The sequence below is a fragment of the Roseibium aggregatum genome (assembly GCF_014692675.1).
Lineage (GTDB): Bacteria > Pseudomonadota > Alphaproteobacteria > Rhizobiales > Stappiaceae > Roseibium > Roseibium aggregatum_C.
This window is the reverse complement of sequence record NZ_JABFCZ010000015.1, coordinates 54876-66619: the sequence shown is the minus strand read 5'-3', so window position 1 is coordinate 66619 and position 11744 is coordinate 54876. Positions and strand designations below refer to the sequence as shown.

At 59.8% G+C, this 11744-nt stretch carries 8 protein-coding genes and 1 other RNA gene; 6 read left to right on the top strand and 3 right to left on the bottom strand.

The window, feature by feature from the left end:
* Positions 1 to 167: 167 nt before the first annotated feature.
* Together HK439_RS14435 and HK439_RS14430 are read left to right on the top strand one after the other, a co-directional pair.
* Positions 168 to 761, top strand: a complete 594-nt coding sequence (locus tag HK439_RS14435) for a lytic transglycosylase domain-containing protein (protein WP_209011817.1) — start codon at positions 168 to 170, stop codon at positions 759 to 761.
* A gap of 280 nt (positions 762 to 1041) precedes the next feature.
* On the top strand, positions 1042 to 1431 hold the full coding sequence (locus HK439_RS14430; protein ID WP_190292220.1) for a hypothetical protein: 390 nt from the start codon (positions 1042 to 1044) through the stop codon (positions 1429 to 1431).
* A gap of 35 nt (positions 1432 to 1466) precedes the next feature.
* Here the strand turns inward: HK439_RS14430 and HK439_RS14425 are convergent, their stop codons facing one another.
* The gene (locus HK439_RS14425) at positions 1467 to 3074 is read right to left on the bottom strand and encodes a Na/Pi cotransporter family protein (RefSeq protein ID WP_190292219.1); all 1608 of its coding nucleotides are present in this window, start codon (positions 3072 to 3074) and stop codon (positions 1467 to 1469) included.
* A gap of 247 nt (positions 3075 to 3321) precedes the next feature.
* On the opposite strand from HK439_RS14425, the gene HK439_RS14420 reads away from it, so the two are divergent.
* On the top strand, positions 3322 to 4863 hold the full coding sequence (locus tag HK439_RS14420; RefSeq protein ID WP_190292218.1) for an AMP-binding protein: 1542 nt from the start codon (positions 3322 to 3324) through the stop codon (positions 4861 to 4863).
* Between the two features lie 27 nt (positions 4864 to 4890).
* Here the strand turns inward: HK439_RS14420 and HK439_RS14415 are convergent, their stop codons facing one another.
* Positions 4891 to 5478: a TetR/AcrR family transcriptional regulator gene (locus HK439_RS14415; RefSeq protein WP_190292217.1), complete on the bottom strand. Its 588-nt coding sequence runs from the start codon at positions 5476 to 5478 to the stop codon at positions 4891 to 4893.
* 378 nt (positions 5479 to 5856) lie between these two features.
* Here HK439_RS14415 and HK439_RS14410 point away from each other — a divergent pair, with 378 nt between their 5' ends.
* From HK439_RS14410 to HK439_RS14400, 3 genes are all read left to right on the top strand, one after another.
* Complete coding sequence (locus tag HK439_RS14410; protein WP_190292216.1) at positions 5857 to 8562, top strand: DUF2339 domain-containing protein; 2706 nt, start codon at positions 5857 to 5859, stop codon at positions 8560 to 8562.
* A 47-nt stretch (positions 8563 to 8609) separates the two neighbouring features.
* Positions 8610 to 8997, top strand: an RNA gene (gene rnpB / locus HK439_RS14405) — RNase P RNA component class A.
* A gap of 294 nt (positions 8998 to 9291) precedes the next feature.
* Positions 9292 to 10089, top strand: coding sequence for a hypothetical protein (locus tag HK439_RS14400; protein ID WP_190292215.1), 798 nt, complete (start codon positions 9292 to 9294; stop codon positions 10087 to 10089).
* Positions 10090 to 10223: 134 nt separating this feature from the next.
* Here the strand turns inward: HK439_RS14400 and HK439_RS14395 are convergent, their stop codons facing one another.
* Complete coding sequence (locus HK439_RS14395) at positions 10224 to 11711, bottom strand: flavin-containing monooxygenase (RefSeq protein ID WP_190292214.1); 1488 nt, start codon at positions 11709 to 11711, stop codon at positions 10224 to 10226.
* Between the last annotated feature and the right edge of the window lie 33 nt (positions 11712 to 11744).

Genomic DNA, 11744 nt, shown 5'->3' with positions numbered 1-11744 from the left:
ATTGCGTAAAAATTCAAGCTAATCGTCGTGATTTTTTGTAATAATTTGAAACATTTCGTGAATTGAGCGGGCCGATTTTCGTCCCATAGCGCGGTCATGTCTCTGCCCGTCAAATTAATTCCTCAACTACGCAAACAAGAACAAGGGCACAACGAATGTTGCGGTCTATGAAAACACTTGTCGGAGCGCTTTTCCTCTTTGCCTCCGCCTTCTCCCTTTCCGCGTATGCGGGCGGCGCTTCTCAGGCGGAAGACGCTTCTTCCGCCGGTCTGAAAACCTTCATTTCAGGTAAATTCGGGAACGAAGCCGAAGTTCCGGAAAAAATCACCGTCGCAAAGAAAGGCCGGCATGCCCGTGCTTCTACGCGGGCCAAGGCAGCGGCGCATTCCAAGAACTACGCCCGGCTCATCCGCAAGGCGGCACGGAAACACGGTGTGCCGGAGCGGGTTGCAATGGCCGTGGTCCAGGTCGAAAGCAACTTCAACCCGCGTGCCCGGGGCAGCGCAGGCGAGATCGGGCTGATGCAGATCAAGCCGGCCACCGCGCGCGGACTGGGGTTCAGGGGCAAGGCCAGGGCGCTCTACGATCCGCAGACCAATCTTGAATGGGGCATGCGCTATCTTGCCGGCGCGCACAAGCGGGCTTCCGGCGATCTGTGCGGGACGATCCTGCGCTACAATGCCGGCCACTTTGCAAAACGCATGAATCCGGTAAGCAGCCGGTACTGCAGCAAGGTTAAGGCTATCCTCGCCTCAACCTGACGTAAGTACTCGGTTCGAATAAACTCTTCGGCCTGCCCAGAGTATTTCTGAGCAGGCCGTTTTTATTTCCCGATCAAAATTTAATTTCGCAAATAAAAGCAGAAAAATCGCACTGATACTTTGATGTGCGGAGTTCTACGTGCAGACGACAGCGCCAGAATGCTTATGATGCTCCGGTGGGAGTGAGCATACCCTTATGCCGGCAAAGACAATAACCGTCGGGGCCGATGGGAAGGCCGTAATCCAGGCACATGGGTATCGGGTCTCAGGAGGAAAAGCCATGAGGATGTTCTGGATCGCTTTGGGCGTTATGGTGTTGTCGATTTTTTCCGGGCCTGCCGGTGCCGCAGATCTGGCCGGGCAGGAGAGGGGAGTGACGGACGGTCCGCCGCTGCTGGCGCAATCGGAGCGCACCGATCAATCCGCTTCCCAACCGTCGGCCAAGCCTTTTGCCCCGGTATCGTCATGGATCGGGGCCGCCGTTGCCCAGTCCTGTCCCTCGGCCGATCCCGGCGAGGCCCTGTGCGGCTATTTCAACGGATATTGCCGCTACTGCGATACCAAGTATCCGCACTACTGCCCATCCAACAACACCTGCTACCAGTATTTCACCGGCGCGCAGGAGGCTTGCGGCAACAGCTACGTCATCTGCGGCGGGCCGGTGCAGTAGACCGGCCTCGGCCGTAACCAAGCTAATCTTCGGTTTCAAGCCTGGCTTCCGCGGGGAGGGGGGGCTGGCGGGAATGCACCCTCCGCGACGAGCTGGTGATGGGACATTCGCCAGATGTGATAGGTGACCCTGTGCAGCCAGCGCATGGCATCGAGGCGTGCCATGGCATCGTCGGTCGCGATTTCGTCCCGTGAAGCCCGGTCGATCGTCTCGGACCGATAGCTGTGCCGGCTTTCGCGCAGTTCCTTCCTGAGAAGATTGAAGTGGACCGATGTCTCCGGTGTCAGGTCTGCGGCCGTGGCCGCGTCGAGGGCATTCCGGAGTTTGGTGGCCTTCTTGTGCAATACCGGATCCGCATCCAACGTCGCGATCCGCTCGGACTGACGGCAGCGGTGCAGCAGACGTTCCAGATGATCGAGATTGTGAAACAGGGCGCGATGTTCGTCGTAAAGCGGTCCGTCGGCCGGTTGCGTATGGATTTCGGAGGCGAAAGACTGCGTCGTCTCTATGGCTTGCTGGAGGGTTTCCAGTTCCCGTTCCGGGTGGGCCGGTTTCGGTTTTCCCAAAAAGCGGGAAAGGCTCGTCATAGCGCTCCGGTTGATGTCTCTCACCGTGACGCGCGCTGCATCCAGTGCGGCGGCCGGGTCCTTCAGCAGGCGTTGGTCCAGGCGGGCCGTCAGATCCGGGCCGCGTGCGGGAACCAGAAACATGACCAGGCGCGCGAACTGCGGTGTAACGCCGATTACGATCAAAACGCCGAGGATATTGAACAAGCTGTGAAAGGCGACAAGACCGATCTGGGGATCGAAGCCGATCGGGCTGGCTTGCAGGTGCCGGGCGATATGGCCGACAAGGGGCAGAAGGAAAAAGGCGATCACGCCGGTAAGCAGATTGTAGATGACGTGGGCATAGCCGGTTCGACGGGTCGCGACGGAGCCGCCAACGGTGGCAAGTGCCGCGGTGGCCGTCGTTCCGACGTTCATCCCGACGACGAGCGCGGCGGCCTGCGGGAAGGTGATTGCGCCTGCTGTGAGCGCGACCAGGGCCGTGGCAACGCCTGCGCTGGACGATTGGGCGACAATCGTGATGGCGGCGCCGATCAGGACAAGCTCAAAGCGGCCGAACCATGTGTCGCCGGGGAAGATGTCGGGACTGACGCTGCCTTCGAAAAAGGCCATGCCGTCCTGAAGGGCGCTGATGCCTATGAACAGGAGGCTGAATCCGGCGAGCACCGTTCCGAATGTTTTCCAGGTTCCGGGGCCGAAAATCTTCAACAGCACGCCGATGAATACGAGCGGCAATACGATAACGTCGAGCTTCAGCTTGAAACCGAATATGACGACCATCCAGCCGGTGAATGTGGTGCCGATGTTGGCACCGAAAATGACCCCCAGCGCCTGAGGGAAGGTCATGAGCCCGGCACTGACGAAACCGACCGTGGCAACGGTGGTTGCGCTGGAAGATTGCAGAAGGGCGGTCACAATCGCTCCGGTGACGGCCCCGCTTCGCGGCGTTTTCGTCGACGTCTTCAGGACCTGCCGAAGCCTGTTGCCGGCCAGCGACCGAAGGCCGTTGGTCATGAGCTGCATGCCGAGCAGAAACAGGCCAAGGCCGCCTAAAGCAGTCAGAACGGACGTGTACATTTAGTGCTTCTAGCCAATTCGTTGTCATTGTTTTAATTGCAAGATTACCCTCATGCGGCTTTCCGGTCGACGGTCGGGCAAACGAGAGCCTAGCAACAGGAGGATAACGAAGCGTATTCCGTCCGGTTGCGGCATCTGAACAATTTTTGGCGTCTTCGGACTGAAGATCGTCACTTTCCGGCGCTGGCGCCTTTTGCATAATTAAACACAAGAGCGGCGGCTTGACGCTGCCGATTGGGAGGATTGCATGAATGTCGCCATCTGGCTTCAACGGACCGCGCAGCTCTATCCGGAACGTCCGGCGCTTTATTCCGGCGACCGGTTGACGGCGACCTATTCGGCCCTTGGCGAACAGACTTGTAGGCTCGCCGGAGGACTAACGGACAAGCTCAGGCTGCAGCCGGGCGATCGGGTCGCCGTTTATATGCCGAACGCTCCAGAGTATTTGGCCCTGCTTTATGCGGTCTGGCATGCGGGCGGGGCCGCGGTTCCGATCAACTACAAGCTCCATCCCAAGGAAGCCGCCTTCATCGTGGAAAATGCCGGCGCCAGGGCAGTCTTCGTGGCGTCCGCCGCGGCCGCGCTGGATCTGCAGGCCGCTCTCGATGACCATACTGACGGCCCCGAACTCATCGATCTCGAAGGCGAAAGCTTTCGCGAGCTGCAGGCCGCGCAATCTCTTCCGGAGCCGGCGACCCGTGCCCGGGACGATCTTGCCTGGCTGTTCTACACGTCAGGAACGACCGGCCAGCCCAAGGGGGTGATGATCACCCACGGCAATATCCATGCGATGAGCTTTTCCTATTTCGTCGATGTGGATGAGGTCCGGACGGACGATGTGGCGCTTTACGCCGCTCCCATGTCGCACGGCGCCGGTCTCTACAATTTCATGCATGTACTGCGCGGCGCCGCCCATTCGGTGCCGGAAAGCGGCGGCTTCGATCCGGCGGAAATACTGGCGCTGGGGCGCTCCCTGAAAAGCGTTCACATGTTTGCCGCACCCACCATGGTGCGCCGCCTCGTCGACCGGGCGAAGGCGGAAGGGGCTGACGGGGAGGGCATCCGGACCATCGTCTATGGCGGCGGGCCCATGTACGTGGCCGATATCGAGGACGCGGTCGCGGCCATGGGGCCCCGGTTCGTGCAGATCTACGGCCAGGGCGAATGCCCGATGACGATCACCGCCCTGCCGCGGAACATGGTCGCCGACCGCTCCCATCCGCGCTGGCGCGAGCGGCTGGGGTCGGTGGGCTTTGCGCAATCCTGCGTCGAGGTCCGGATCCTGAAGGAAGACGGAACGCCTTGCGCGGTCGGCGAGGACGGGGAGATCGCGGTTCACGGTGCGGCCGTCATGGCCGGGTACTGGCAGAACGGGGAAGCGACGGAAAAGTCCCTTCGCGACGGCTGGCTGTGGACCGGGGATGTGGGCCGGATGGATGCGGACGGCTTCGTCACCCTGACGGACCGGTCGAAGGACGTGATCATCTCCGGCGGCACCAACATCTATCCCCGCGAAGTCGAGGAAGTCCTGCTGCAACTGGAGGACATTGCCGAGGTTTCGGTGATCGGCAGTCCCGATGCGGAATGGGGCGAGGTGATTGTCGCCTTCGTTGTTCCGCGGGACGGGGCTCAGCTTTCCGAGGCCGAACTGGACGCCCATTGCCTTGCCAACATGGCCCGGTTCAAGCGGCCCAAAACCTACCTCTTCATCGATGCGTTGCCCAAGAACGCCTATGGCAAGGTCCTGAAGACCGACTTGCGCCAGCGGCTTTCGGACACCAGGACCTGAATCCTTTCAATCCAACCGTGAAAGGCGCTAGGCCTGCTCGATGAAATCGGCGGCGGTTTCCGCGGCAAGCAGGATCGATTCAGTGTCGACACCTGCCTTCGCCATGGCGTTGAGGCCGAACAGGACAGATGTCATGTAGGCGCGGATTGCATCGGCATCCATCCGCATTTTCCGGTCGGACTGTTCGACAAGCAAGGACGCCTTGCCGGCAATGCGGATCATGACGTACTCGGCCATGGATTGCAGCTTTTTCGCATGGTCCGGGCAGAGTTCGGGAGGGGCGCAAATGGCGGAAAGAAGCAGGCAGCCGCGCCCTTTGTTGCTCGTCATGAACGCGCCGACCTGGCGCAGCAGGCCGGAAAGACCGGCGCGCGGATCCGGGTTTTGTTCCAGATCGCCGACGACAAGCTTCGTGACCTCTTCGACATAGCGTTCCATGGCCGCGATGAAGGCATTTTCCTTGTTGCCGAAGGCCCCGTAGAAACTGCCGCGCTTGATACCGACCGCCGCCTGGAGGTGGTCGATGGAGGTCGCCTCGTACCCGCGGCTCCAGAATACCTCGACGAAGGCATCGATTGCAGTGTCGTTGTCGAAACTTTTCGGGCGGCCTGCCATTTTTGCTCCATCAAAAGGCCCGTTAAACCGGGATGACCGGTATCGATCTCTCACATGTCGGATCGGCTCAACTCAATATCACCTCGGGGCAATACCCAGGCCAACTCACACTTCGGTGAGGGTTTGGCTGCGATTGCCGGCGTCTTTCTGGGCGGAGAACCTCAAAATTCCTGCAAGCGAATATGTAAACTCCGAAATATCGTTGTTTTCGTTCTCCCTGTGAAGCACGTTGCAGTCGAAAGCGACGGTGTAATCGGCGTATTCTCTTGAGGGCCGGGCCGGTTCACTGCAATAAATTGTCCGGAGCGAGGAATCGGCGGCTTCAAGATCCGGGAAATTGTCCCGATGCTTCTGGCCGAACCGTGAGGGAGACGGGCTTTGGAGGTTATTTTCGGTCTGGTCGTTCTCACGGCTCTGTTTTTTATCATTCTGCTGTTTGTACTCGCCTATCAGGTTACCAGTTTGAACCGAAAGTTCCGCAGGCTTAAGGCGGAACTGGACCTTCTGAAATCCGGGATCGGCGGCGACCGTCCGAAAGCCGGACCTGAACAGAGGCCGGACCAGGCAACCAGCCCGGCCGCCGAGACGGCGTCACCGGACAAAGAAGCGCCGGCGGCAGTGCCGCCCGAATATTCCGGAGCCACCGCCGAAGTGCCGGAAACTCCTGCTGCAACAGCCGGAGCGCCGGGGCGCGAAACGCTCATCGGGGGCAAATGGACCGTCTGGGCGGGCGGTGTCACCCTGGCCCTGGGCGGCGTGTTTCTGGTGAAATACGCGATTGAAAACAGCATTCTCGGTCCCGAAGCCCGGCTCCTCCTCGGTGCGCTGTTCGGCCTTGTTCTGCTTGCTGCCAGCGAATGGAGCCGGCGCAAACCGGGCCAGTTTTCCCTTCCCGGTTTCGAGGTGGCCAACATACCGGCAACCCTGACGGCGGCCGGCACGGTGGCGCTTTATTCGGTCACCTATGCGGCCCACGGTCTTTACGGGTTTATCGGTCCCGGGCCGGCCTTTCTTCTCCTCGGCGCGCTGGCGTTGATGACAATGCTGGCCGCCCTGCTCCATGGGGCCGGGCTTGCGGCACTGGGTATCCTCGGCAGCTATGTCGTGCCGTTCATGGTCAATGCACCACGCAGCGCCCTTCTTCCGGTCGTCTTGTATGTTCTGGCCGTGTCGGCGGCCGGAGTGGCGATCGGCAGGTTCCGCCTGTGGCTCTGGCTCGCCGGCAGCGCGATTGCCGGTCTCATCGGTTACGGGCTTCTGTTTGAAATCGCAGCCGCTAACGGCGACAGGCTGTTGCTGATCCTTTATGCGGCGGGCGGGATTGCGATTGCCTATTTCGGCTTCGTCTGGAAACTGCATCCGGCCGATCCGCAACAGACGGAACCGGTCGACTATGCGGCGACGGTCGTCCTGTCGATTTTTGCCCTGCCATTGGCCGCGCATGTCCAGTTCCCCCATGCGGGCGGCGCCTATCTGGCCGAGGCCGTCCTTCTGATCGTCCTGCCGTTTGCGGCCGTCTATTTCCATTCGGCTTTGCGCCTTGTCCTGTTCGCGCCGCTGCTCGCCGCGCTCTGGTCGTATTACCGCATGGGCGTGCCTCTCAATGTCACCGACGTTCTCGTTGGCCCCGACTACGGCGCCTGGCCCGGGATCATCACGCCGTTGCCGGCAGAATACCGGGAGGCGTTTTCTGAGTTCTCGCTCTACGGCGCCTGCGCGGCCTTGTTCATGATCGCGCTGGCGGCCGTCGGCTCCTGGCGTTCCGCGGCCAGGACATACCTTGCCAGCGGCGCGGCGCTGGGCGCGCTGGGCCTGCTGTCGATCGCCTATCTGCGGGTCGAGAGCTGGCAGGTTTCCTGGAGCTTCGCCGGCCTGGCACTTGCCATCGGCATCGCGTTCTTCGTCATCGCGGACCGGCTGAAACGCGGTGCCGGGGTGCCGGAAGGAGAGGGGGCGTGCGTTGCCGCCTGGCTGGTCGGCGCCCTATCGGCACTCACTCTTGCCGCCTGTTTCGCCCTGGAGGAAGCGGCCTTGACGGTTGCGCTCGGCCTTCTGGTGCCCGCTTTCGCCGTCGTTTACCGGCGCTATCCGGAGAAGGCGCTGAGATTTTTGACCGCCTTTGCCGTGATCCCCTATGTGCTGCGCCTGATCTGGGATCCGTTTATCGTCGGCGAGGCTCTGGGCACGACGCCTTTCTTCAACGCGCTGCTCTACGGCTACGGCGTTCCCTGTCTCGGGTTCGTCTTGTCCGCCTATCTCCTCACTGCCAGGGGGCACGACAATTCCGCGGGGCGGATGCAGGCCATTGCCATCGTCTCGGTGGTGATCACCCTGGCCATACTGGCCCTGCACTGGGTGGATCCGCATTTCCGCTTCGACGCCTGGCAGGCGAAATTCCAGGCGGCCGCGATGCTGGTCATTATCGGCGGTGCGGTTTCGCTGGGCCTTACGCGCTTCCTGCCGGGGGAGCGCGGGTCCGTTCTGGAGCAGGCGTCCATCTGGATCGGCGCGGCCGGCATGGTCTATGGCGCGCTGGAGCTGTTCGTCGAGTTCAATCCGCTTGTGACCGGCGCTCCCGTCGGCGAAGGAATTTTCGTCAACTGGGTGAGCTTTGCCTACGGTCTGCCTTTTCTGCTGTTCGGCATTCTTGCCCGGCAGGCGTGGCGGGTTCGGCCGAAGCCCTATGTCATGGCCGTTGCCATTTTTTCGGCCGCGATGGGATTTGCCTTCGTCAATCTCACCATCCGCAACATTTTCAGCCCGGATCACCTGGTCGCCGTGCCGGTTTCGGACCTGGAAAACTACGTCTATTCCATCGTCTGGCTTGTGGTCGGTGTCGCCTGTCTTCTCGCCGGCCTGGTGCGGAATTCCCTCTTCCTGCGTCAGGTCTCCGGCGCGGTGATCGGTCTGGTGGTGCTCAAGGTGTTTCTTATCGACATGTCGGCGCTGGAAGGCGTCCTGAGGGCGCTCTCGTTCATCGGGCTCGGTCTGACGCTGATCGGCATCGGCTACCTCTACCAGAGAATGCTGTTGCGGCCTTCTGCGGAGACCCGGGACAGCGAAGCAGGGGCAGCGGACTTTTAACGCGGCCTTGCTTGACCTGATGTGCATTCCCAAATAAGGCAGCGGAACCAGTCGGCCGGACAGCCGCTGCCGCAAGCGCCGAAAGGCCGCGGTGGAGGAAAGTCCGGGCTCCACGGAGACACGGTGCCGGGTAACGCCCGGCGAGGGCGACCTCAGGGAAAGTGCAACAGAAAGCAAACCGCCGCGGACCTGTCCGCGGTAAGGGTGAAAGGGTGGGGTAAGAGCCCACCGCGCCACCGGCAACGGGGGCGGCACGGTAAACCCCACCGGGAGCAAAACCGAATAGGGGCAGCATGGGCGCAAGCCCGGCCGGTTTCCAGGCTTGCTGCCCGGGTTGGTTGCTAGAGGCGTCCGGCAACGGGCGTCCCAGATGAATGGCTGTCACGTCCGCGCAAGCGGGCCATACAGAACCCGGCTTACAGGCCGACTGGTCCTTTTTTCGTTTTCTCGGTCATGCTCCAACTGGGAAAAACGTCGTGCGAGCGATGCTTTTATCCTCGTCACCTTCGCAAACTATTCAAGACCTGTCATCGCAATTCAAACCCCGCTCATTTGGGCGTGTTCCATCAACAGCGGCGATATCAGAACCATCGCACGCGCGTGGAAAGAGGCGATGTCCGACGGCAATGGTACTAGACATGCTAGTGTTAAGCAGATTCAGGAGATGGCTAGAGAAATTTAGAAATATTATCCAGATATTCTGAATGCACTCGGGATGTGATGGGCCCAATGAAGATATTTCATAGAATTTCAGTCACACTTGAACCTGCAATAAAAAACGCCTTCTCAAAAGCGGGCATGCCACTTGAGGGCGGATTTGTCAGTTTTGATATTGAGGAGACTGATGAAAGATGGCCAGATGTGGAAAAAATTGTTCATAGGCATCAGTTGCTGGATATTATAACTACAAAGTTTTCCGAAGAGGAAATTTCAAATTCTGAATATTTAGCGGTAGAACCTACATGGCATAACGGCTATCCGCAGCCGGACGGAGATTTCGGATATTTAGAAAAGACTTATGATCTAAAGGAATATTGCTGCAAGTGTGGGCAGGGAAAGGTACAAGCCGCTCCGTTCAGACTAAAAAAGCCTCCGAATTGGGGGAGGCGTTCAGTGTTTCAATTGAATTGGGTATTTGATGAGTATTTTGTAAGAACAGAACTTTGGGAAAATGCGTTTCGTCCTCATGGAATTGGCTGCAGGCCGGTTGTGCTGCATAAAACGGGTGAGGCAATCTCTTCTGTGGTCCAGCTTGAGATTGAAAAGAAATTTGATGTCGGAATTCCCAAAGATGCTCCGCGGGAAGTGTGCCCAAACTGCCGTAGGGACAAGATCCTGCCAATTACCAGAGGATTCCTGCCGAGGCCGCTTGTTGATGTAAAGCAAGCAATGTTCAAATCCAGCCAATATTTTGGCAGTGGAGGAAGTGCGTTTAGAAAAGTCTTCGTCTCGTCTTCTCTATTTAACGAGTTGCGGCTTCGGGATGTGAAAGGGGTAGATTTTTCACCGTGCCTCCCAAGTGGGTAGAATATCTGACACAGAGTGAATTGCCCTGAAATACGACGCCCGGAAATCTTCGTCACCTTCGCAAACTATTCGATACCTGTCATCGCAAATCCAGAGGCGCCCGGTGATGGACGCCTCCGGAGGACTTGCTGACTTCAGCCCGCCCGATATTGCGGGGCGCTGGCCAGGTAGGTGCCGTAGGCCTTGGCGTTCGGGTAGGAGAACTGTTCGGCGAGCGGATTGGAGCGTTTGTGTTTTCGTGCGCCGATATCCACCAGCAGCTCGTCGAAATGCTTGAAGTGGAACGGGGCCGAACACAGGCCGCCGTAGATCTGGGCGGCGGGGCGTTCGTTGCGTCTCCAGTTCAGCATCATCTCGATGTTGTCGCGCATCTCCGCGTCGGTCGGCTGGTGGGCCAGCTGGCCGTCACAGTACCGGACCAGCCAGTTCGCGATCATTTCGGCCGACAGCACCGTGCAGAAGCTGGAATTGAAGCCGACGAAACCCATGTCGGGCAGGTCCGGGTTTACGGCAAGCCGGTAGACCCTGTACTGGCCGTCCGGCTCGATCAGTTTGTCCTGGTACTCCTGAGACAGATAGGGCACGCCGAGCTTCCAGCCGACCGCCAGAACGGAGAGGTCGCAGCGCACCTTGTCGCCGTTGGTCAGAACCGCATGTCCGGGTTCGTAGTGGTCGATGGTGCCCCGGACCGGTTTGATTGAGCCGTCGTTGAAGCCCTCGAAGAGGCCAGGCGTCACGATTGGAACCGAACAGGAGATATCCTTTTCGATGGGGACATCGGGCACCATGTCCCATTTCTTGAGCCTGAGCTGGGTTTTGAGCAGCGTCTCCAGTCCGCGGAAATTGGCCCAGATCAGGGGCTTGAACACGGCGGCGATGACCCGTGACAGGGCCGAGCGCCCCCATGAATTGAACTGCTGCTCCTGCGCGCGCATGTAAAGCAGGCGCTTGAAGTTGATACCTCCGACGAAATAGGGCACCCGCCACACCGGCTCGCGGTAGACGAGCGTGACCGACTTCGCACCGTTCTTCGCGGCATTCACCGCGATATCCGTTGCCGACTTCGATCCGCCGAGCACCACCACGTGTTTGTCCGCGGCCATCGCGCTGTCGGTATATTCGGAGCTGTGAATGACCGAGCCTCCGGCGGAAGTGAAGTCGTCCTGGCCGGGATGGGTGATGATGTTCTTGTCGGAAAACTGGCCCGTGCAGACCGCGACAAAGTCGAAATCCTGGGTCCAGTTGGTGCCCGCTGCTTCCAGCGTCAGTGTCCAGCCGGGTTTGCCGTCCGCGCGGCGGTCCATCGACACCACGTTGGTGTTCAACTGGAACAGCCGCGCGAGCTTGTGCTTGTCCGCATAGGAATGCAGGTACTTGTGGACCTGCGGTCCCTTGGGCCATTCCGGATAGTCGTCCGGCATGGGCAGGTCGGTGTAGCAATAAAGGTCCTTAGGCGACTGGGTCTGCACGTCCGGATAGGAGCGCGAGAGTTCCCAGACACCGCCGAAATCGTGACTGCGTTCAAAGCCCCATACGCGGTGACCGCGCTCGTCGAAGGCCTTGGCTGCCGCAAGACCGCTCACGCCGCCGCCGATGACGGCGACAGTCTTTCTGTTGATCATGCTCATGTTCCTTTCGCGTGACGCCGGGCCGTG

Bases quoted from the DNA above. Each gene is read 5' to 3' on its own strand.
- HK439_RS14435 (WP_209011817.1), top strand. From the start codon at position 168: ATGAAAACACTTGTCGGAGCGCTTTTCCTCTTTGCCTCCGCCTTCTCC.
- HK439_RS14430 (WP_190292220.1), top strand. From the start codon at position 1,042: ATGAGGATGTTCTGGATCGCTTTGGGCGTTATGGTGTTGTCGATTTTT.
- HK439_RS14425 (WP_190292219.1), bottom strand. From the start codon at position 3,074: ATGTACACGTCCGTTCTGACTGCTTTAGGCGGCCTTGGCCTGTTTCTG.
- HK439_RS14420 (WP_190292218.1), top strand. From the start codon at position 3,322: ATGAATGTCGCCATCTGGCTTCAACGGACCGCGCAGCTCTATCCGGAA.
- HK439_RS14415 (WP_190292217.1), bottom strand. From the start codon at position 5,478: ATGGCAGGCCGCCCGAAAAGTTTCGACAACGACACTGCAATCGATGCC.
- HK439_RS14400 (WP_190292215.1), top strand. From the start codon at position 9,292: ATGAAGATATTTCATAGAATTTCAGTCACACTTGAACCTGCAATAAAA.
- HK439_RS14395 (WP_190292214.1), bottom strand. From the start codon at position 11,711: ATGATCAACAGAAAGACTGTCGCCGTCATCGGCGGCGGCGTGAGCGGT.